Source organism: uncultured Lactobacillus sp. (genome assembly GCF_948948975.1).
Taxonomy (GTDB): domain Bacteria; phylum Bacillota; class Bacilli; order Lactobacillales; family Lactobacillaceae; genus Lactobacillus.
Window position 1 is genome coordinate 121,651 of sequence record NZ_CARBVX010000002.1, and the last position, 21,742, is coordinate 143,392.

General features: G+C 31.4%; 26 protein-coding genes, 2 pseudogenes and 1 riboswitch. Of the genes and pseudogenes, 8 read left to right on the plus strand and 20 right to left on the minus strand.

Annotation, left to right across the window (positions count from 1 at the left end):
* Positions 1-6 precede the first annotated feature (6 nt).
* The 13 genes and pseudogenes from Q9R40_RS01610 to Q9R40_RS01670 all read right to left on the minus strand — a co-directional run bounded on the left by Q9R40_RS01610 (position 7) and on the right by Q9R40_RS01670 (position 8,830).
* On the minus strand, positions 7-768 hold the full coding sequence (locus tag Q9R40_RS01610) for a nucleoside phosphorylase (protein ID WP_304676051.1): 762 nt from the start codon (positions 766-768) through the stop codon (positions 7-9).
* A 74-nt stretch (positions 769-842) separates the two neighbouring features.
* Positions 843-971, minus strand: a pseudogene (locus Q9R40_RS01615) (NUDIX hydrolase N-terminal domain-containing protein); the annotation flags it as partial.
* Positions 961-1,458 (minus strand): GNAT family N-acetyltransferase, encoded by a 498-nt coding sequence (locus Q9R40_RS01620; RefSeq protein WP_304676052.1) that lies wholly within the window; start codon positions 1,456-1,458, stop codon positions 961-963. The gene Q9R40_RS01620 and the pseudogene Q9R40_RS01615, both read right to left, overlap by 11 nt.
* Positions 1,440-1,997: a GNAT family N-acetyltransferase gene (locus tag Q9R40_RS01625; protein WP_304676053.1), complete on the minus strand. Its 558-nt coding sequence runs from the start codon at positions 1,995-1,997 to the stop codon at positions 1,440-1,442. The genes Q9R40_RS01620 and Q9R40_RS01625 overlap by 19 nt, the downstream gene beginning before the upstream one ends.
* A gap of 148 nt (positions 1,998-2,145) precedes the next feature.
* Positions 2,146-2,892, minus strand: coding sequence for a S9 family peptidase (locus tag Q9R40_RS01630; protein WP_304676054.1), 747 nt, complete (start codon positions 2,890-2,892; stop codon positions 2,146-2,148).
* Positions 2,893-2,943: 51 nt separating this feature from the next.
* Positions 2,944-5,151 (minus strand): phospholipase D family protein, encoded by a 2,208-nt coding sequence (locus tag Q9R40_RS01635; protein WP_304676055.1) that lies wholly within the window; start codon positions 5,149-5,151, stop codon positions 2,944-2,946.
* 141 nt (positions 5,152-5,292) lie between these two features.
* A complete protein-coding gene (locus Q9R40_RS01640; protein WP_304676056.1) occupies positions 5,293-5,586 on the minus strand; it encodes a hypothetical protein in 294 nt (97 codons plus the stop codon).
* A gap of 94 nt (positions 5,587-5,680) precedes the next feature.
* On the minus strand, positions 5,681-6,478 hold the full coding sequence (locus Q9R40_RS01645; RefSeq protein WP_304676057.1) for a tyrosine-protein phosphatase: 798 nt from the start codon (positions 6,476-6,478) through the stop codon (positions 5,681-5,683).
* Positions 6,475-6,837, minus strand: a complete 363-nt coding sequence (locus Q9R40_RS01650; RefSeq protein WP_304676058.1) for a DUF6176 family protein — start codon at positions 6,835-6,837, stop codon at positions 6,475-6,477. The genes Q9R40_RS01645 and Q9R40_RS01650 overlap by 4 nt, the downstream gene beginning before the upstream one ends.
* Before the next feature lie 3 nt (positions 6,838-6,840).
* Positions 6,841-7,137, minus strand: a complete 297-nt coding sequence (locus Q9R40_RS01655; RefSeq protein WP_304676059.1) for a MazG-like family protein — start codon at positions 7,135-7,137, stop codon at positions 6,841-6,843.
* 15 nt (positions 7,138-7,152) lie between these two features.
* A complete protein-coding gene (locus Q9R40_RS01660) occupies positions 7,153-7,614 on the minus strand; it encodes an HIT family protein (RefSeq protein WP_304676060.1) in 462 nt (153 codons plus the stop codon).
* A 34-nt stretch (positions 7,615-7,648) separates the two neighbouring features.
* Positions 7,649-8,371, minus strand: coding sequence for a hypothetical protein (locus tag Q9R40_RS01665; protein WP_304676061.1), 723 nt, complete (start codon positions 8,369-8,371; stop codon positions 7,649-7,651).
* Positions 8,372-8,377: 6 nt separating this feature from the next.
* A complete protein-coding gene (locus Q9R40_RS01670) occupies positions 8,378-8,830 on the minus strand; it encodes a GNAT family N-acetyltransferase (protein WP_304676062.1) in 453 nt (150 codons plus the stop codon).
* A gap of 95 nt (positions 8,831-8,925) precedes the next feature.
* Here Q9R40_RS01670 and Q9R40_RS01675 point away from each other — a divergent pair, with 95 nt between their 5' ends.
* The 5 genes from Q9R40_RS01675 (at position 8,926) to Q9R40_RS01695 (ending at position 11,197) form a co-directional block, all read left to right on the plus strand.
* A complete protein-coding gene (locus Q9R40_RS01675; RefSeq protein ID WP_172475759.1) occupies positions 8,926-9,393 on the plus strand; it encodes a hypothetical protein in 468 nt (155 codons plus the stop codon).
* A gap of 52 nt (positions 9,394-9,445) precedes the next feature.
* Positions 9,446-9,904 (plus strand): hypothetical protein, encoded by a 459-nt coding sequence (locus tag Q9R40_RS01680; protein WP_304676063.1) that lies wholly within the window; start codon positions 9,446-9,448, stop codon positions 9,902-9,904.
* Positions 9,888-10,433, plus strand: coding sequence for a GNAT family N-acetyltransferase (locus Q9R40_RS01685; protein ID WP_304676064.1), 546 nt, complete (start codon positions 9,888-9,890; stop codon positions 10,431-10,433). The genes Q9R40_RS01680 and Q9R40_RS01685 overlap by 17 nt, the downstream gene beginning before the upstream one ends.
* Before the next feature lie 183 nt (positions 10,434-10,616).
* Positions 10,617-10,892: a type II toxin-antitoxin system RelB/DinJ family antitoxin gene (locus tag Q9R40_RS01690; RefSeq protein WP_011162069.1), complete on the plus strand. Its 276-nt coding sequence runs from the start codon at positions 10,617-10,619 to the stop codon at positions 10,890-10,892.
* On the plus strand, positions 10,892-11,197 hold the full coding sequence (locus Q9R40_RS01695) for a type II toxin-antitoxin system YafQ family toxin (protein ID WP_304676065.1): 306 nt from the start codon (positions 10,892-10,894) through the stop codon (positions 11,195-11,197). The genes Q9R40_RS01690 and Q9R40_RS01695 overlap by 1 nt, the downstream gene beginning before the upstream one ends.
* 208 nt (positions 11,198-11,405) lie before the next feature.
* On the opposite strand, the gene Q9R40_RS01700 is transcribed toward Q9R40_RS01695, so the two are convergent.
* Positions 11,406-11,741: a hypothetical protein gene (locus Q9R40_RS01700; RefSeq protein ID WP_304676066.1), complete on the minus strand. Its 336-nt coding sequence runs from the start codon at positions 11,739-11,741 to the stop codon at positions 11,406-11,408.
* Between the two features lie 146 nt (positions 11,742-11,887).
* Complete coding sequence (locus Q9R40_RS01705; protein ID WP_304676067.1) at positions 11,888-12,370, minus strand: nitroreductase family protein; 483 nt, start codon at positions 12,368-12,370, stop codon at positions 11,888-11,890.
* 178 nt (positions 12,371-12,548) lie between these two features.
* On the opposite strand from Q9R40_RS01705, the gene Q9R40_RS01710 reads away from it, so the two are divergent.
* Positions 12,549-13,721, plus strand: coding sequence for an MFS transporter (locus tag Q9R40_RS01710; protein ID WP_304676068.1), 1,173 nt, complete (start codon positions 12,549-12,551; stop codon positions 13,719-13,721).
* A gap of 110 nt (positions 13,722-13,831) precedes the next feature.
* On the opposite strand, the gene eno is transcribed toward Q9R40_RS01710, so the two are convergent.
* Both eno and Q9R40_RS01720 read right to left on the minus strand, forming a co-directional pair.
* Positions 13,832-15,118 carry a phosphopyruvate hydratase gene (gene eno / locus Q9R40_RS01715; protein WP_304676069.1) on the minus strand — a complete coding sequence of 429 codons (1,287 nt, stop codon included), beginning with the start codon at positions 15,116-15,118 and terminating at the stop codon, positions 13,832-13,834.
* A 75-nt stretch (positions 15,119-15,193) separates the two neighbouring features.
* A riboswitch (Fluoride riboswitch) is annotated at positions 15,194-15,256 on the minus strand.
* Between the two features lie 69 nt (positions 15,257-15,325).
* Entirely contained in the window at positions 15,326-16,039 is a 714-nt protein-coding gene (locus Q9R40_RS01720) for a coenzyme F420-0:L-glutamate ligase (protein ID WP_304676070.1), read from the minus strand.
* Between the two features lie 94 nt (positions 16,040-16,133).
* On the opposite strand from Q9R40_RS01720, the gene Q9R40_RS01725 reads away from it, so the two are divergent.
* Positions 16,134-16,886 (plus strand): GNAT family acetyltransferase, encoded by a 753-nt coding sequence (locus tag Q9R40_RS01725; protein ID WP_304676071.1) that lies wholly within the window; start codon positions 16,134-16,136, stop codon positions 16,884-16,886.
* Positions 16,887-16,963: 77 nt separating this feature from the next.
* Here the strand turns inward: Q9R40_RS01725 and Q9R40_RS01730 are convergent, their stop codons facing one another.
* Both Q9R40_RS01730 and Q9R40_RS01735 read right to left on the minus strand, forming a co-directional pair.
* Entirely contained in the window at positions 16,964-18,547 is a 1,584-nt protein-coding gene (locus Q9R40_RS01730; protein ID WP_304676072.1) for an ABC transporter ATP-binding protein, read from the minus strand.
* 2 nt (positions 18,548-18,549) lie between these two features.
* The gene (locus tag Q9R40_RS01735) at positions 18,550-20,139 is read right to left on the minus strand and encodes an ABC transporter ATP-binding protein (protein ID WP_304676073.1); all 1,590 of its coding nucleotides are present in this window, start codon (positions 20,137-20,139) and stop codon (positions 18,550-18,552) included.
* Positions 20,140-20,443: 304 nt separating this feature from the next.
* Here Q9R40_RS01735 and Q9R40_RS01740 point away from each other — a divergent pair, with 304 nt between their 5' ends.
* Positions 20,444-21,310 carry an SPFH domain-containing protein gene (locus Q9R40_RS01740; RefSeq protein WP_304676074.1) on the plus strand — a complete coding sequence of 289 codons (867 nt, stop codon included), beginning with the start codon at positions 20,444-20,446 and terminating at the stop codon, positions 21,308-21,310.
* Positions 21,311-21,406: 96 nt separating this feature from the next.
* Here Q9R40_RS01740 and Q9R40_RS01745 read toward each other — a convergent pair.
* A pseudogene (locus Q9R40_RS01745) lies at positions 21,407-21,682 on the minus strand (type II toxin-antitoxin system prevent-host-death family antitoxin).
* Positions 21,683-21,742: the final 60 nt, after the last annotated feature.

A 21,742-nucleotide genomic window follows, 5' to 3' on the forward strand; every position in this document is an offset into this window, starting at 1 on the left:
TTCCCCTTACAATTTCTGTAATATCTTAAAGCAAATTTCTAATCCACGCCGATGCGAATTAGTTCCGCCGTCTCGTCGATCATAGACTAGTTCATTAGCTAAAGTATCAGCTGTAAACAAAATTTGAGCAAAATCTAATTTTCTAAATTGCGCACAAGCTGCTAGTGCTGAACACTCCATCTCTACTACGGATGCCCCTAAATCACGAAATTGCTTTACTTTTTTCGATGTTTCTCTAAAAAAAGCATCTGTAGTCCATGTCGTCACTTCATCGTATTTGTAATCTAGCTCAGTTATTACATTTTTTACCTGACTTAAAAATTCAGTGTTCAAATCGACCATTAGACTATCTTCTAAATAATGGAAAGAAGTTCCTTCATCTCTAATTGCCTTAGTGGGAATAAACATTTCATTTTCTGGTAAATCTACAAGTGCACCAGCATTTCCAAATGCTAAAACTTTCTTGACACCATATGCAATTAACCAATCAAGTAATTGTGTGGCGGCCGGAGCTCCTAAAGGAGCCTGACATAAAGTAAAGTATTCTCCGTTACTTTCAATTTCATAAATATCTGGTTGAAAGGAAATGGTATCATACGACCCTAACACTTTATGGGGAACTTGTTCTAAAAAATTATCAATATCTTCTTTAGGAACAAAGGCAAATAATAATTTAGAATGAAATTTAAAGGGTTGCTGTTCATAGTTAGGCTCAATAACAGAATGAGGATTACTATCCCAATCTAAAATAAATGGTTGTTCTTTCATAAAGTTTCTCTTCCTCCACTATTAAAGATAAAATATACTTTGACAAACAATTATTTTTACTAATTGAAAGACATAATCATTTCAGCTGAAATATCGCGGATTTCTTGATATCTCTCAAGATCAAAACTATCTTTTGCATATGTTAATCCAGCTTGTGCTAAGCTTTGAAGGCGCACAGCCCAATCAACAACTTTATCTGTCATTATTTTCACCACCTAAATCGAGTACTAACACAATTTCTTCCCCATCTTTTTCTCCATTCGGAACAAACCCAGCTTCTTTGTATAATTTTTCTGCCCAGTCGTTTCCAGGTACATAGGACAAATATATTTTTTCACCCTCACCTAGAGGATTTGTTCTTATATAATCAATAAGTTTATTTAGTGCTTTTTTGCCTAATCCTTTTTCTTGGTATCTTTGGTCAATCATAAATCGCCAGATACAATAATTATTACGAGCTACTCTTGGTGCGCCGTCCCAATTGAATACATTAAAGTTAATCATGATAAAACCAACTAATACATCTTTTTCATACACAGCAAAAGTTTCAACTCGTTCATTTTCATTCTGGGTAGCATAAGCTTCTAATAAACTAACTGTATTAGTCGCAATATATTTCTTTTGATTTGCCTTAACTTGAAGATTGGCAACATCCCATAGATTTTTGTTCGTTATCTTCTTAAATTCCATACCTGCTCCTCCTGATGTGACTCGTTCTTCAATACAAAGACTTTATGATCATTTTCATCATCTTTCATATATTCAAATCCTGCACGCTGGGCCACATGTTGACTAGCTAAATTATCTTGAGCCGTTCGTAAAATTAAAAATTCTAAATTTAGCTGTTTAAATGCATACTCAACTAAAAACTCAACAGATTTAGTCATAATTCCTAAATGCTGCACATCTCTAGAAAGCCAATAACCTACTTCACCTGATCTTTGATTCAATTCGTGCAAATCAATCATTCCACTAGGGACACCATCAACTAAGATAACTAAATTAAATGCCTTACCACCAACCATCTTTTCTTGAAACATTTTAATCGATGCAGCTTCATCTTGGGCAGAACCGATTTTTTCAACCCACTCTAAGTATTTAGAAAATTCAACAAAATTCTTTTGAAGTTGATCAAACAGAGAAGCGGCTTGCCAGACTTCTGGTAAAACTAATTCAATTTTCTTATTTCCAGTTGAAAAATTATGTAAAACAAATGCAATATATTTCATAAATGATGCTCCTCTTTTCTCAATGGTTGAATTACATTAAATTTTACTTAAGCATATTTAATATTTCAAGAGCAAAATCATAAAAAATATTCATAAAAAATAAGCAGCAATTAGTTAAATAATTACTGCTTATCGTAATAATATACTTTTATTTTATTAAAAACTCACTAACTAGTTTTAATACTTCAGGTCTGTTTTTTCCGTTAAACATGTGTCCCTCATCTGGAATTAAATGGAGCTCACTTTTAGGCAAAAGTGTATGGAATTTTCTTGAAGCATTAGGTGACACGACTTTATCTGCTAAGCCATGAATCAATAAAACTTCTCTATTATAATGTTCCGCGGTTTGATAAATCGGTAATAGTTGAGCAGTTCTAAAGTAAGCTCCTCCCACTTCAAAGCCACTAACATTGACAGTTTCAGGGATATGCGTTGGATCATAAGTACTACCCTGACAAACTCCATCTAAAGCATCAGACTTAAGAGTTGCTGCAGGAGCAAGTAAAGCCAATTTTTCAATAACATCTCGATAATATCCAGCCAGCATTGATGCTACTACTCCACCTTGCGAGTGTCCCACTAAATAGACATGTTTTGCCTTAACAGTATTACGAACATAATCCAATATTTTTATCCCATCTAGGATTTCGCTGTAGACAGTCATATCTTCAAATCTACCATCACTTTTTCCGCACCCATCAAAGTCAAAACGAATTGTTGGGAGGCCTTGATCATTTAAGTAGTGAGAGAGAGCATACAAAATCTTGCTGTCATCATAACCCAAATCACCTTTAAAACCATGCATTAAAATAGCAATCGCATCATTTTCAATCTTGTCGGTTCCCTCAAGTAAACCATGTAAGTTTAGGCCATCACGTTTAATTGTAATCTCCATTTTCTTCACCTCAAGTTAATTATAGTTTATAACTTAGGTTCAGCGTAATTACTAACGATTAAATAGACGAGAAATAAAACCTTTTTTCTTATTTTCTTGCTCTTTTTGCTCAGTTAACTTTTCAACTGCTTCTTGCATCATCTTGTTCTGTTCAACTTGAGCTTTAAGTAAAGCAGTCACATTATCTTGCTGCTTCTCATCTTTATGCATTCGTTCATAATGCTTTCTAATTAATGGCTCACCAATGAACTTATCAAACTTGTCAATATCAAGACGCATTCCATTACCGTATTGCTCAATTGCAATACCGCCTTCTCGTGGGAACATATTAAAGTAATTATCTAGAGTTTGATTAATATTCTCATATCCATTGGCTTTAAAATCATTAAAAATTGCTTTTGAAACATGGAAATACTTATCATCCCCATCAGTAAACGCAATATGTTCATAATGATCATCAAGAATTAACATTTTCCACGTAATACGGTTGCGATCAATTTTATAATCGTAGTTAGCTCCTAAAATATTCTTTAGACGATCATAATAGCCATATTTCTTCAACAGATTTCCTAAGATTTCTTTCGTTAAGCTCAAATAATCTTCGATTAGATTTGCCTCTTCTTCACCTGTAAGATGTACTAAACGCTTATTGAGTTCAGAAACTACATAGCGATAAATATGGTCATTATTATCATTAATTAACATATTATAGTTAATTTCTTGTTGATTTGATGGAAGCCATGGGGCCTCAAAGGATAAGTAATATACACGCTTGGTAATTTCTTCAAGATTATTAATTTCTTTACTACCGGCATTATGGTTCATCGCAAAGATATTAACATTATGAATCCCTTTAATCGTATTAGACCATTGTTTAATTGCATTAAGAGCTACTTTACTGTGGAGAAAATTACTATTCAATTCATCGACAATCATCGGAGAAATAAAACGTTGAGAATGCAAATAATTGTCTAAAAATCTAACTGCTTTATCTGTTCTAGCACCATTACCGTCATTAATTTCAGTGTATTGCAAACTATGAGACTTGTCTCCAGTAAACTTTTTAAAATAGTCTCGTACCAATAAAGTTTTCCCAGTAGTTCCTCGGCCAATTAACACCATCGAAAGAGGAATCTGATCAGCACTTTTTGAAAAATTAGATTTACGATAAATTTCACGAATTTTCCAAATCATTGGAGCAGTCATCAGATAAATAAAGGCAGAAAGTGCCTGGTGACTTTCATCTTTTACCTTATTCAATTTAAAGCTTTCAATAATTCTAACAAAAGTACGAACATCATCCTCACTAACCATGTCCGAATTAACTTCAAGCGAATGAAATAAATTAGTGTTGGTATCTTCAACAATAATATTATTATCTTGATAAGCCCAAACTGGTTTAGAATATAAAGTGCTAGCTTTTATTACACGGTTTTGAGATGCATCACTAAAGTCTTGATAGACAATTTTCTTAACTTCTTCACGGACCTTTTCTTCATTTCTTCGTTTATTGCCTTTTTCCGTAAAGAGTTGCTTAGCTACTTTTTGAACAGTCTCAGGATGGAGCTCATAAGTTTCTTCTTTTTTCTCAGCATCCTTAGTAATCTTTACAATATCTTCCGGATTTACTTCAACAATATTTTGTTGGACTTTATCTACTACTTCATCTGCAATAATTGCAGTAATTTGCTTTTTAGTTTTGCCATATAGATTATTGATAATTTTTCTATCTAAGTATTCAACACTATCTTCTTTGAAATTTTTCTTAAAGAGCTTTTGATGTTCATCATAGATTTTTAAATCCTGTAAATCATTCTTCTTGCCTTCATACATCCAAAGCATTTCATGATTTTGCTTTAAAGCTTTTTTAGTAAGATTCATCGAACCATTGAAGATAATGAAATCAGTATCATTTTCAATAATGAAATATTTACTATGAAAAAGTTCATCCTTAGTGAACCTTAAATTTAAAGTTTGATTTTCAATTCGATCTAAAAAGTCCGAATCCCGACTTAAAGATAATAGCTGCTTTACTTTATTCGAGACATTTAATAATTGATCTAAATTCTTACCAGTTTTCTGATCTTCCATCCCTAAAATTAGATCAATCTGTTTAAAGCGTGGCAAAAGCTCTTTCTCTATTATTTTAAAACTTCCAACAAAACTAATTCCCTTAAAAGAGTCATATCCTTCGACCAACTTAAAGAAATCTGGTTGTTTAAGCATTACATTATTCTTTAAATCATAAATTGTTAGCATATTTATCCCCTTTCTTTCTATTTTTCGCACATACGTTCGCATTTTATTACGTAGAAATTATATCATAGTTTTTAAGACGAAAAAATAAACTAAGAATAACTTTTCTTAGTTTATTATTATCTTTAATTATTTTTCCACGAATTAACAAAAAATAACAACTGCAGTTACAATACCGATTATCATAATTAATCCAAAAGTAGTTAATTTACTGAATTTTCTTGTTAATAAAAGGTAAGCTAATATTATTTGAATCAGCTCTGCACCAATCTGAATTATATTAAGATGGATTCGTATACTAAATATCCAACAAATAATTACGATCGCAATTATTGCGATACCATACCATTTTAAAGCGATATTTTGAAACCAATCTTGAAAAATAAAATATACGCTGGCTAATAAATAAGAGACAAGCATATGCACTTCTAATTCCATTTATCTTACTCCTTTTGTAAACTCCGTTCTGTCTAATAACTCTTAAGTTAAAACTATGATCTGAAATCATGTATTACTTCATAAAAATGTTTTTCTAAAACTCACTTTTTTCTAAATAAAGCTCACGTAAACGATCTCTTAATTCAGGTGTCACATCCAACACATTTTTCAAATATGCATCCATGGTCTGATATTGCTCTTCGATTGTAAGTAATACCGTATCAAAAAAGGAATCAGAAGCAGAACTTAAGATTCGCATATTACTCCTAAAGGTAAGGTTTTCACCTGTATTTTCAAACTTTTTATCACGTTCTGCTCGATAATGGGAAAGAATGGAATTAGATGCTAAGTAATCTTGACGAATTACTTCTAAATCAACACCTAAAATATATAAAACGAATAAAACTACAAAACCAGTACGATCTTTTCCTTCGGTACAATGAAAAATAGTTGCTCCCTTTTCTTTTTCAGCTAAAATACTTAAAACCTGACGAACTGTATTTTGATCATGAGCTTTTACTACGTGATCCCTATAGTGGTCACACATCACTTTAAAGGCAGAATGAGGATCATGATGATATAAATCATCTTCTCGTGATAAATCTTGAATCCCGCCTAAAGTACCTTCTTCTTCAGAAAGAGGCAAGGAAATATTTTTAACACCTTCAATTTGCGGATCGGGATGGTCTTTCCTTTCACTCTTTGATCGCAAATCAATGATTGTTGTTAAACCGTAATTTTTTAAAAACTGAATATCCTCATTAGACATGCGGGTAAGTGTTCCCGTTCTAATCAGCCGGTGTGTTTTTATCTTTCTTCCATCTAATCCCACTATTCCACCCAAATCTCGGGGATTAAGAATACTATTAACTGGTAATAAATTTGTTGTCATGAATTATCCTCATTAATTATCTTTTCTATTTCTGGCGCGATTAAACTTTGCTGAACTTTCATATCTACTGGATGATAGGTTGAATCAATACATTCATCCCAATACTCAATATGTTTCTTATCTATATAACTTTCTGATTCTTCAACATTTTGACCATTATCGCCTTGGACAGAATACCAGTAAAAATATGTATATCCATCTTCATTCTTTTCACTAAAGACAGTCTCAACATACATTTTTTCAGCCGACATTGTTTTCACAGTGTCTGCGTGATGCTCATTTAAGAAATTCATCCACTCTTGAGCTTTTTCCTCTTTACCTTTCTTAATCCGAAAGCGAGTTAATTCAATTTGTGTCATTTTCTATCCTTCAATCTTTTTTCCATCAATGTATTTTCGCCTTTTATTAATTTCCATCTTTTTAAGAATATCTTCACCAAGATCGCTTCCTACCATTTCGGAAATTCCTAAAAGAAAAATTGCAACATCTGCCAATTCTTCATTGATGTTCTCCGGATCATCCTTAAGCCACGCCTGAAAAAGTTCATTTACTTCTCCATATAATGAAAGAAGTTCAAACTTAATATCAGTAGTATTAAAATTATGGTTTTTCTTATTTTCAAGGACAGCTTTTTGTAATTTTTTAGTGTCAATAAGCATATATTTTTTAATCCTTCATTTATACATCTTATCTAATTCAGTCTTTAACTTTTGCTTTAGTTCTTCAAGCTCTTTATCATTCAATACATTCTCTGCACTATACATTTTTTCTCGTGGATACCACCATACTGGCCCTTTGCCATGGTAGCCATATTCTCCTAAATCTCCGCTCACTCTTGGAAACAAATGCCAATGCAAATGAGACTCACCGTTTCCCAGCAATTCATAATTCATTTTTTCACATTCAAAAGCTTTTGAGACTGCTTCACCGACTAACGACATTTCTTCTAAGAAAGCTTGCCTTTCAGTCGAATCTAACTCATATAGTTCATTTTTATGTTTTTTATAAAGAAAAAGCGTGTAGCCTCTAAAATGCTGATTATCACCCAATACCACATAACCTGTTTTTAACTCTTTCACAAAGAATTTATTTTCATTATCTTTAATCATTTCAATTCGTTCACAAATTAGACACATAGATTTTTCTTCCATTTTTTGTTGTTAATAGTTTTCAAAAGTCATACTTTTTAAAAATACGTAGAGCTTGTAATGCTAACTTTAATCGGGGAATGTAGCGTTGCCAATTATAGTCATTCCTTCCTTGATTATATTTATATTCAAAAATTAAAAAAGAAACAGAAACATAGTTTAGTTCAATATTTTGTTGGTTGCATATCAACGGCCATTCTACGTCCGTTAGTATTTCTTTTGAATTTTGAATAATAGTTTTTCCAATTTTACTATTGAATGCGCAACATCCAGCTAAAATATCAAGATTACTAATTTTCAAAATATCTGCTGCTACTTTATTAGTAATATGTTCCGTCTCTGTCCAAGTATCTGGATATGTTGAAAAAGTAGCCCAATCTCGACCAATTATTTGATATCCATTTTCTATTTCCAAGTTGTCAATAAAAGTAACAAATTCATCTCTTGTATTTAAAATAGCAGTAATTATTTTATCAAAATCACAATACAGATAGAGGCAGTCGTCTTTTTCATGAGCTAATGCAAAAGTTAATACTTTTCTTCTTGCATCAGCTGCTCCCTGGGCTGGTATAGTTATAAAATTAATGTTATTTTCTTTAAACCTATCTCGGATATTTTGTGAAGTAACGATACTTACACTTAAATAAATATTATCAAAGTATTTTTTTAGATGATTGATTACATCAATAAGTTCACTATTCATAATATTCGGATGATGAACAGTAGATATCAAAATTTTTCGCATAATAATTCATCTCAATTCCATCGTGTCTTGTGAAAAAGCAATAGGAAATTCATCTGACCACTTTTCAGTAAGTGTATTTACTCTCTCAAAACCAAATTTCCTGTATAAATCTTTTGCTCGTTCATTATCAGTAAATACTTCTAATCTAACGGGTCTCTCTAACTCAGTTAAGGCTTTTTTAATTAACTCAGTCGCAATCCCCTTACTTTGATAAATTGGATCAACATAAATAAAATTCACACTACCTGGCCGAAAACCAATAAATCCAGCTAATACCCCATCCTCAAACGCTACATAAATTTTACAAGACAAAAAATAATCTAAATATGGTGCATCTCGTAATGGTAGAAAAACCTCTTCCAAATTTTCACTATGAAGTTCTTGTTTTCTTGCTCTATCCATTACTAAACACAACTCATTAAAATATTTTTGTTCATAAGATTTGATCTCTAGCCTCATTTTTAACCTAATTCTATTTACATTAATCATTTTTTTATTTATTATTAATCTACCATAATTTTATATTTTTACAATAACGAATTGGAGATGATTGAATGAAAAATAGAGTTAAATATATCCTTGCATTCGTTTTTTCAGTTTTTTGCATTGGTCTATTGATCTTTGCAGGGTATTTACAAATTAGCGAACATAGATACAAAGGCCTCGGTTGGTATGCTTTAGCTATCATAGTCTTACTTATTAGTGCTTTTCTTTACTTGAGAAATGCTATTAAAAATACTAGTATTGCTGACTTAGATAATGCGGAAGACAATGATCCTGATCTAAAGCTGCTAGAAACAAAATCAAAAGCAAAAGCCTTTGATATTATCAGTAACACCAGTTTTTGGTGTGGTCTTGTATTAATGATTTATGCTTCGAGTCAATTACATGAAGATCCCCCGTTTTCATACATTCTTTTAACCATTTCTGGTACAACAACACTAGTTTGGCTAATCACAGTATTAGTTCAACTCTTTTATGTTGTTAAATATGATAGACAAGTAGATGACACTAAAAAATAAATCATTAACTTTAAAACCATTTAGCTTACAATAACGAATTGGGGATGATTGAATGAAAAATAGAATAAGGTACATTCTTGCGGCTATTGTTTCAATAATTGGTATTGGATTATTAATATCGGTATCGTATTTACAAATACAAGCTCACAATTCTAGACAAATTATTTGGTACATAATAGAGATTATCATTTTACTCAGTGCCGCCTTTTATTACTTTAGAAGCGCAATTAAAAATACTAGCGATGATAAAGGTAATAAAGATGCTTCTAAGTTAAAAACAATTGAAACAAATTCAAAAATAAAATCATTAGACTTTATAAGTAATCTAAGCTTCTGGGGTGGCATGATACTAATGATCTATGCCTCACATCAATTAAAAGATGACCCTCAATTTTCGTATATACTTTTTGCTATTTCAGGCACTTTAACAATAATTTGGTTAATTACCTTAGTAACTCAACTTTTTTATATTGTTAAATACGGGAGAAAATTAGATGACACAGAAAAATAAATTATTAACTTTATCTTCCTTTAATTCACAGTATTTAAAACATATTTGGCGAGACGGTTTTCAAGATGAAAATCCTGAATGGACTAAATGGAATGCACCCTATTTTAATGATTATCATACTTATCCTTCTTTTTCTCAGTTTGAACATAGTCCCATTACTGACTATCTACTAAGCAATTCTTGTAAATGCATCTGTTTAGATGGAAAAGGCATCGGGATGGTTTCAAAAAATTGGATAGATGAAGTAACCCGCTGGCTTGAAATTGGCATAGTTATTTATAATCCCACCTATTGGCACGGTGGAATAGGTGGTCGAGTACTAAAAATATGGATATCTGAAATTTTTGACCAATATCCAGAATTAGAGCATATCGGATTAACCACTTGGAGTGGAAACCCACGAATGATCCATCTTGCTCAAAAACTAGGTTTTAAAAAAGAAGCTCAAATTAGGAAAGTGCGTTTTTATAAAGAAAAATACTATGATTGCATGAAATACGGTATTTTGCGTGATGAATGGATTAATTAAAAAAAGGCAGTGATTTTATCTTTGAATTGCTGCCTTTTTCTGATATTAACTTTTTAGCTATTTTATACCTATCTTCTACATTATTAACAACCTAATTTATTCGCAAAGGCCTCTTAGATTCATCAAAAATGTTTTATCATGTGTTATAATGTGGTTAAACGTAATACATTTGAGGTGAAAATTATGACAACTACTGTAAGTTTGAGATTACCGGAAGATTTAAAAAAACAAGCAACTGATGTTTTTAACGAATATGGTCTTGATTGGTCATCAGCAATGAGAATGATTTTAACGCAAGTAGTAAGCGAAAACGCTATACCAGTTAATTTATCAAGATATTCAGATATTTCTCCAACAATGAAATCTAACATAGAAAAGTCACTCCAAGAATACAAAATAGGAGATTACAAAACTGCAGATTCAGTAGATGAATTATTTGAGGAGCTTGATAAAGATTAATGGCAAAAATCAACTTCACTCCTCAATTTAAGCGAGATTACAAGAAGCTCAAAAGAAAACACTACGATACCAATAAGTTGAAACATGTTATCAATTTATTAGTTAAAGAAAAATTTGAGATTCTTGCTCAAAAATACGATGATCATCAATTAAAAGGTTCATTCAAGTCTATGCGTGCGTTGCATGTTGAACATAATAAAGCTGGAAATTGGGTTTTAGTATATAAAATTCATAAAGGTCAATTAGAATTATTAACTATTGACTTAATTTCTACTGGATCTCACAATCATTCTTATAGAACTTAAAGCAGGCGAAAAATACTCTAAATAAAAACTGATACATCATTGTTAAATAAACTTTGATGCATCAGTTTTTTGTCTTCTAAAGAATTAACAATTAAAACCGTATTTCTACTTATTTCATTACTAGTCAACTTCTTTATTGGTATATGATCGTCTGTTGATTTTAGGTTTACTTCTTCTATATTCCATAGCCCAATTCTACTCCTTATTATTAATTAATATTATAAATAACTCCTACTAAACTAAATAATGCCACTCCCCAAAATAACCCAACAAGCAACCCTAAAAAGAAAGTTACTGGTCCACTTAATCTCTTGATCATTAATTTATAACTAAAAACAATCATCAATGATTCCGAAATAATTATAATTTCATTGACATATGATTTCAATCCAACTAAAGGAAAAATCAAAGCTAAGCTTACTGTAAATATTATCGCACCTACATACCATTTCCATGATATTTTCTTAAACAAGTCTTGAAAGCCCCAAAACAAAAAGGCAAATAAATATGGAATAAAGGTATGCATATCTATCCAAGTATTCATCTTTTCACCTATTTCTATTAACAAACTTTCTGATCAAGAAAAGAAACTTTTCGATAAAATTATTGATTTAAGTAAATAAAATATAGTAAAAAAGGTATAGTGACTATCAGATGGTGTCATTGTACCCTTTTTTACTATATTTTGATTTATTTTCTAACTACTTTATAACGATTGCTTCTATCTTCTACTTGTTCTTTATCAGCTGGATAACCAATTGGCAAGAGCACGGTAGTTTCATAACCTTCATCCATTCCTAATTCTTTTTGAAGTTCAGGAAACTCATTTAGTGCAAATACTCCGCCCATTACATAAACTGAACCTAAGCCTAGATCAGCTGCTTCTATCATTATATTTTCAGCGGCTACAGAAGCATCCCTTTCACCAAATTGACTGTCCTTTTTAGTATTAATCATAAATATCAGTGGTGCATTGTAACAAGAATTGTTTGTATTGTCTTCTATCTTTTTAAGTAGTTCTGGGCTTGTAATTACACTAAGTTCCATGACATCCGTTTGATGCATGGCACAAGGTGAAACTTGAAACGCATTAATTAGTTTTTGAATTTTTTCTTCATCTATTTTTTCATCAGTATATTTTCTAACTGCTTTTCTTTCAAAAATTGCGTTCATAATTTTCTCCTTTTAAGGTGAAACTATTTACCATCTATATAAGTTTATTTTACTCTCTCATAGAGAAATTGTAATAAAAGATCATTAATTGAAGCTTTTGATAGTTATTTTTTCTTCTTCTACCTATCTTTGTTAGAATGACGGTGAAAGCAATATTGTCAAAGAAAGGACGATAATTATGGATATTAAAAAAGAGGTATCTAAGCCAATATTTAAAGCCACTTTACTAGCAATTTCTCTCTTTATTATGATGCCCTCTGTTATTTCCCCGGCTCTTCCTCTAATCGAAAAGGCATTCCCTAATATTCCTCGTGTTACTGTTGAATTACTTACTACTATTCCCAATTTTGGAGAAATATTTGGTCTTTTAATAAATCCTTTTCTAGTTAAAAAAATTGGTAGAAAAAATGTAATTTTAGTTGGATTAGCTCTTGTTGGAATTTGTGGAACATTACCAGTAATTATTAATAGTTTTTGGCTAATATTTATTCTCCGCATCTTACTTGGTTTAGGGATTGGGATTTATAACTCCTTAGCCGTAAGTTTAATTATGATGATTTATGAAAATAATAAAACTGAACTCAACCGCCTATTAGGGTTTCAAAACATTATGAATGATGTTGGCTACATTGCTTCGGCTTTTGTTATTTGTTATCTAGTTACATTATCGTGGCATGCTGTTTTCTGGGTATATATCCTAGCGATTCCCGTATTCTTTATGTTTGAACAATTTATTAAGGTTCCTAAGAGAAGCCATCATTCTTCTGGAAAAAACTTTTCTCTTTCTAATATAAAGCAAGCTTTTAATTCAAACATTATTTATCTCAGCATCCTTACACTTTTAATTTATATTTTCTACATGGCTCTTGCTTATAAACTTCCTAATTTTATCGTAGATTTTCATTTAGGAAATGAAAGTATGGCTTCGTTAATGCTAGCAGTAATTGCCATTACCGGTATTCCATGTGGCATGGCATTTAATTGGCTTTATACTAAACTAAACAAATGGGTATGGGTTTTATGTATGGTTTTAAATGCGCTTGGCTTTTACTTAATTAGTAGCGCAAGAAATACCTATGTATTAGTAGCGGGATGTATTGTACTAGGAGCAGGTTTTGGTATTGTAATGCCGTACATCTTTAAATCGATCTCCTTAAGTGTCCCTGACAAATTAAGTAATCTTGCTACTACATTATGCTTAATTATGATGGACATTGGTGCTGTAATTTCTCCATTTGTTATTTCAATCATCGCTAAGAATTCAGATAAAGCTCTACTTTCCTCAGCTATCTTCTTTGGAATCGTAAGCTTAATTGAAATTGCTAGAAATATATTCCATTCAAAAGTATAAGAATTAAATCCTTGATTTAATATTAATCTAAAAAATGCTGCTGAATCTAAAGGTTATTAGGCCTTGATTTAGCAGCATTTTTCTTGTATTAGAGTATTTCAAACTTCTAATTAATCAAAATCTACATTATTTGGGAAATGATTTAATCTTTCATTTTCAACACCGATTTGATTTTCAATCTCAAGTAATCGATTATATTTCTCTACTCTTTCTGATCTTGCTGGTGCCCCAGATTTTAGTTGACCGGCATTGGTAGCAACGGTAAAGTCAGCAATAAATGTATCACCTGTTTCACCGGAACGGTGAGATACCATCGTTGTCATATTGTTCTTTCTAGCTAAACGAATTGTTTCAAGAGTTTCTGTAATAGTACCTATTTGGTTAAGTTTAATTAAAATAGAGTTACATAATTTATCCTTAATCGCTTTTCTAACAAGTTTAGGATTGGTGCATACATTATCATCCGCAACGACTTGATGAGTAGAGCCAAATTTAGCAGTAAATTTTTCAAAGTTCTCCCAATCATTTTCATCAAAAGGATCCTCGCAAGAAATAATTTCTGGGAATTCTTTTAATAATTTATCATAATATTGAAGCATTTCTTCCCCATTCCAGATATGACCTTCGAAATGATATTTTCCATCTTCAGTATTATAGAAAGAACTTGCTGCAGCATCAAAAGCAATTGCAATGTCTTTTCCAGGTTTATAACCTGCTTTAATAATAGCTTTTCGCAGCATCTTTAAGGCTTCTTCAGAATTATTAAGATTTGGAGCAAAACCACCTTCATCTCCCAATCCAGTTTCAAATCCAGCTTCTTCAATTACAGCTTTTAATGCATGGTATGTGTTAACTATCTTTTCAAAACCATCACGGAATGAATTTTTAGCAACAGGGGTAATCATAAATTCTTGAATATCAATTCCATTATCAGCATGCTTACCTCCATTAATTACGTTATGGAAAGTTTGTGGCATTTCTAAGTCACATCCCCCAAGATAACGATATAGTGGTTCATCTTTTGACTTAGCAGCTGCGCGTGCAATTGCCATTGAAGTACCTAAGATTGCATTGGCCCCTAACTTAGCTTTATTTTGGGTTCCATCTAGTTTAATCATTGTCCGGTCAATCTCTGCCTGATTGTAAGGACTCAAGCCCTTAAGAGCATCATTGATTGGACCATTTACATTTGCAACAGCTTGAGTTACGCCTTTTCCTTGAAGACGTTTGCCACCATCTCTTAATTCAACAGCTTCTTTTTCACCTGTTGAAGCTCCAGAAGGAACTTCAGCTTTAGCTACTGTTCCATCAGATAAATAAGCATGAACCTCTACAGTTGGATTCCCTCTTGAATCAAAAATCTCTAATGCTCTAACTTTTTCTACATAAACAGTCATTTAAAATACCTCCTGATATACAAAAAAGAGCAAAATAAATACGACTCCTACCACCTGCTACTCAAAAAGAGTTTGTAGGAAGTAGACGTCGTTAGATTTTGCTCGGTTTAATTGGTGAACGTCATCACCTATTCAATTTACATTTTCATCATACCAGCATTATTTTTAAATGCAAGAGATAATACAAAATAATTTTTATCAATACTCTTAGTTAACCGCATCAATAAGTTTTGCATTAGAATTAAAATCATATTCATATCCACTAATTTTTACAAGCGGAAAGCCTTGTCCTCTTTGTCCCATTATTAGTCCAGAAGTAGCAGCTAACATATCACAAATAGTTTCAACATTACTCTTTTCTTTAAATGTTGTTTTCCGTAATCCACTAATTCCATACAAACCAACCGCTACTTGAGTAGCCCCAACTTTGTCAATTCGTCCATCACTATCAGTAATAATTACCGCTAATTTGATGCCAAGCTCCTGCTGTATTCTTACACTAATATTTCGTGCTATTTTATCACAATTATGTGGTAATGTTAGAACAATATTATCGTGGTACTTATCAACTCCACCACTAGTTAAAAATAGACCATTTGGCAAGAAAGCTCCAATAAAATTATTCTCTATTTGTAATTTTTTACCCGTTGGATCTTGTGTTTGATCAATAATTACCTGAATTAATCGAGGATCTTTTCTAGGCAACTTTTTATGAATATTTTTAGCTATATTAGAAGGTATTATCGTATTTAAATTTATAAAATTCCCTTCTGCCTTAGAAAGGAGCTTAGATGCAATACAAAGAATATCTCCATTTTTAATTAAAAATTTTTCGTTTTTGATTGTATCAACTATTATTTGCGAAATATCACATTTTGATGTGATTTTTGGAAAATTACTTAATTGTTCAATTGTTATCATTAGCTATCTTCTCATAAAAATATTTAATAAATCTAAATTTTGCGCTATACTTAGCCTAATACTTCTTTTATTTTAGTAAAGGATTAAGAATAAAATGACCAATAATATTTTGAAAATCAACTCAAACACTTATCAATTATTTGAACATAACAAAAGTATCGGCACAATCTCTACTTATATCAATGATTATCATAATCAAAATTGCTATCTCAAATTTAACCTTCTTACATATCCACTCTCTTTGCCTTTCTCTTTAATCATGCAAGATAAAAAGAAGCCACTACAAGTTATGCTTGATTCAACTGAAAAGTCTTTAATCGATTTTTTAACTAAAAATGGCTTTCAATTAAAAAGACGGTGTTTTTCATTAACTGTTAAAAAAGATAATATGAAATTGCTTCCTGAAGAAAAAATAACTATTCAAAAATTCGATATGCACAATAATAAATATTTAGACTGTTGTGATTTTCTATACCAATATTATAAAAATAGTCATAAAGTTGTGTCACCACTAACTATCTCAAAAGATCAGTTTATTAAAGAAGTTCCGACTAAAACAGGATACTATCATCTTAATGAAGATTCTCAAATTGAAAATATTATTTTTACCGAAAATAATGAAATTGCTTATATTTGTTCTACGAATCCAGAAACATGTCCTAAGTTCACTCAAAGCGTGCTATTAGATATGTTCAGTTCTTTCGAAAGCATATTTTTTGAAGCAGATGATATTGATTGGGCAGCAATGGACTTACTTCATCAATTTGATGTAGATGTAACTCAAAGTTTCAATACATATATTCTAGATACATCCGTTACTAAAAATAAGTTAGACAATGATTTTTAATTAAAAATACATCCCTTTAGGCAGAAAATACTGGCAATCAATATTTATTTTAACGTTGATTACCAGTATTTTTATCTTTAGCCTTTAACTAAATGAATTTCACGATCAAATAATGCACGCATTTCTTGATTAAAATTATGTGCTATAAAAATAATCGTCTCTTTACCCTTAACTAAATTCTTTAAAATATTCATGGTTGCCTTTTGATCTATCGCACTAGTTCCTTCGTCGATCAGAATTACGTCACTTCCATGTACTTTAGCCCGGGCTAGAACAATCTTTTGTCTCTGACCACCCGATATATTTAGTTTATCTAAATCTACGTGATGCTCTAATCCTTCTTTGAATTTAGTAATATCATGGGTAAAATTAACTTCTTTGATGATAGGCTCCACTTGAGAATTTAATTTTGAATTAAACATAGTAATATTGTCTTTAATAGTCCCAGGAAAGAGATTTGGATCTTGTGGAATATAACCAAACTTCGACATATCAGGATCAATTTCTTTTCCATCTTTATCTTTAAAAATAATCGATCCTTGTGTCGGTTTTATTGAACCTAAGATCAATTTAAACAAGGTAGATTTTCCAGCTCCTGAATCACCAGTTAACAAAATTTTTTCTCCAGATTTTATTTGAATATCAGGAAAACTTAACTTCTCACCATTTGGAAAAGCTAAAGCTAAATTCTCAGTAGAAATTAGAGCTGGCTTTTTCTTCTGAACCTTTGAATTATTCTGTAGTGGTGCAGAATCATTACTAATTTGGTCCATTAGTTCTTCAGAAGATTTCATAAAACTCAATGCTTGGATCATTTGTTGCAAGCCGATTGAAATATTAGCTGCAAAATTTTGTACTGACATGATTGCACCAAAAAGTACTTGTCCTTGAGTGATCATATATCCAGTAAGAGCAAGAAGGATTAATTGTCCTATTGAATTACATAGTCCATTTATTACAATTAGTTCTTGCTGCGTACCAGTTTGATGAACATGGGCTTTTTCAATCTTATTAGCTGCCTGACTCTGAACCTGAAATAGCTTTGCACCAGCAAAATATCTACGTAATTCTTCAACTCCAGAAAACCATTTTTCCAACACATCTAAATAATGTTTATTTTGAACAGAAACATTGGTTGTCGCCTTTTCCATCTTTTTCTGAACAAGTTTAGGAATATAGTAAGATGCAATATCAATCAAAATACTTACAATAAAAATTTGCCAATGAATTGTGAGTAAGGCAACCAATGCAGCAATAAACATTGTTCCATAAAAAGGAACAATAGGATACCAATCAAAATAATTTTCTCTTACCATCTCAAGGTCGTTAGTCATTCGATTTTGAACCGCAGCTATTTTGTGATACTTATTATCCTTAAAGTAATGACTAGCAAGATTATTACGAATTTTTTTATTATATTCCTCTTCTTGAATACGAGTAACAAACTGAATGTAATAAATTAACCCTTGCGCTGCTAAATATAAGACTCCGATAGCAAGACTTGTCCATAACACTCCCATCCAGTTTTTATTCTTGATGAAAGTTAACCAGTACATTTGGACATACCCGGCACCAATTGCGCCCAATCCAGAAATAATGGATAAAAAATTGATATAAATAAATCTAAGGTAGTTTGTCTTGATAAATCCCTTAAAGCTCATCCTTACTCACCTTCATTTTTCAAGTTGATTTTCCGATCAAACATGTTCTCTAGCTCATCATTAAAATTATGAGCAATCATGACAATAGTAGTTTTCTGATCAAGTAAATTTTCTAAAATTTTCTTTGTTGCTTTACTGTCAATTGCGCTCGTTCCTTCATCAATAAAGAGCCACTTTGATCCGGCTAAAATTGCTCTAGCCAAAACGATTTTTTGCTTCTGTCCTCCTGATAGATTTCCTTCATCTAAATTGATTTCATGCTTTAGACCATCTGGAATTTTTTTAAGGTCATTCTCAACCTCAACTTGTTTAACTACCCTTTTTACTTTCTTATCAAGATTTGAAGTGAACATTGTCATATTATTTTCAATAGTGTCAGGGAAAAGAGTATTATCTTGTGCTACATATCCAAGCTCATCCGGATTGAGTTTAATTTCTTTACCATTCTTATCTTCAAAAATCACTTTTCCACTAGTTGGTGATAATTTACCTAAGATCAGCTTAAATAAAGTTGATTTTCCACTACCACTATCACCTGTTACGAGAACTTTTTCACCACTTTTAATAGTTAAATCTGGATAAGAAATAAGTTCACCATTCTTAAATTGATGCTGTAGGCCCTTTATCTGTAATTTAGCTACTTTTTTATCTTGATGCTCATTTTGTAAAGTCAAATCTGTTTCTTTTAATGAAGTTATTTTTTCATTTAATTTCTTTGATGATTTAATTAGATTCCATTGAGCAGCAAATTGTGCAGTCCCATTCATAACTGTTGAACAAAATTGAATTGTTGTAATGACAGCACCAAAGACTATTTGACCATTAAAGTATAAATATGCAGCAAGAATCATCAAGATTATCTGTCCACCTATATTAACAATAGAGGTGGCTAAGTCCGCAATAGCAATAGTTGCACCTTGGTGAATAGCCGCCTTTTTATAAGCATCAGCTGCTTGATTCATGGAGCCAGAATAAATTCTAAAACTACTATATCTTCTTAATTCATCTAAGCCATTAATCCAGTTTGAAATTGCTTTTAAAAGTTTTTCATTTCTTTTAGTGACTTCAATCGTGGCATTTGAACTCATATTTTCAAATGCCTTTGGCAACAAAAGTGAAACTAAAGTTAGGATAAGCGTTAATAAAACTAAGCTCCAATTGTAAGAAAATAACACTACTATTGAAAAAATAACCATCAACCCATATAAGAAGGCAGCTTTAATTGGCTTTAAATAGTTTCTCGTTAATTGATCCAAGTTAGCAGCTAAATTATTTTGAACTGATGCTGTATCATCAATTTGCTTTTTAAACAAATATAAGCTAATCTTTTTTCTTATTTGATGTAAATAGCTTTGACTTTGTTTACTGTATAAGTAGTCCGAACCGGAATTCAATAATAACCGGCAAATATCGCAAAGTATTGATAACACCATAAAGGCTACAAAACCTAAAAAATTTAAATTCTTTAAATTATTAAATGCCGGTGTCATCAAATATTGAGAAAGGGTATCTATTACAGCAGCAAATATTATCATTAAAAAAATTAGAATAAAGCGACCTTTATTTATTCTAAATATTCCGCTTAGCTTCATCCTTAGCCTCTCCTTTTAATCTTTTATTTATATTTTAATATTACTGCGCAGGTTTTAATTTACAAGCTATTTTTATTAAGTGGTCAAAAAGATAAACTAAGATGCAAAACTATATAAGTGAAATGGCATACACTGCCCATATAATGCATAATTTTATCGGAGAAACTATAATAGTAGTTTCTATGTTTATATAATTTTATTAATTAAAAGTCATAATTAATACAAGAAAAATCTTTAAATAATCTTTTATTTTTAGTTAAAATATTAGATAATATCATCAAATTCAATTAATTGGAGGTATACCATGATTTACGTTTTTATTGGTGTGATTATTTTACTAATTATTATCTATCTCTTATGTGGCTTACGGATCGTACCGCAAAACTATGTAGGTTTAGTTGAAACTTTAGGTAAATACTCACGAACTGTGAAAGCTGGTTTGGTTTTTATTTGGCCAATTTTCCAAAGCTTGAGAAAAGTAAGCCTAGCATTGCAACCCTTAGAAATTTCTAAATATCGAATTATTACCAAGGATAATGCCGAAATCACTACCAGCTTAACCTTAAACTATCTTGTTACTGATGCATATAAATACTTCTATAACAATACAGACTCTGTTGAATCAATGGTGCAATTAATTCGCGGTCATTTACGTGATATTATCGGACGAATGGAATTAAATGAAGCTCTAGGATCAACTAGTGAAATCAATGCCCAACTATCAAAAGCAATTGGCGATTTAACTGATATTTATGGAATTCAAGTAGTTCGTGTTAACGTTGATGAATTGCTTCCTAGCCCAGAAATTCAAAAGGCCATGGATAAACAGTTAACTGCTGACCGTGAAAAAACTGCCGCTATTGCTCGTGCTGAAGGTGAAGCTAGAAATATTGAATTAACTACTAAAGCTAAGAACGACGCACTCGTTGCTACTGCAAAAGCAAATGCTGAAGCAGTAAAAACTCAAGCTGACGCCGACGCTTATCGAATTGATAAATTACAAACTGCTCTTGATAAAGCTGGGGATGGCTATTTCAGAAATCAAAGCTTAGATAGTTTTAACCAACTCGCGCAAGGACCTAATAATTTAGTTGTGTTAGATAAAAATGAAATCACTGATTTAGGCAAAATCCCAGCTGCTAAAAAGATTTGGGATCAAAGTGAAGATTAATAAGAACACAAAAAAACTTCTACCATTAAAAGTAGAAGTTTTTTTGTTCTATTCTAGATTGGTGTTCATCTTTGTGAAAATGTGTAGTTTTTCCAATTACTTAAATTGTTTCCAATAATCATCAGTTGATTCTACAATTGAATCTTCTGGTAACTCATATCTTTGAATTAGTTGATCACGAGCGATCACGTACTCTAAAGTGTCTTCTTTTGATTGGAGAGCTTTCTTCATCTAATATAATTTATCTTGTGAAAGAAATGCTACTAAACGGCTATTAGATCTAACAATATAAATTACTTCATCATCATTAACTTGGTCTAAGTATTTCGTTAGATTTGCTCTAAAATCACTTTGAGTTAATACTAACGGCATAAATCTTCCTCCTTAATATGCATAATATAGCTAATTCATCAGCAATATCGGGTCTATACC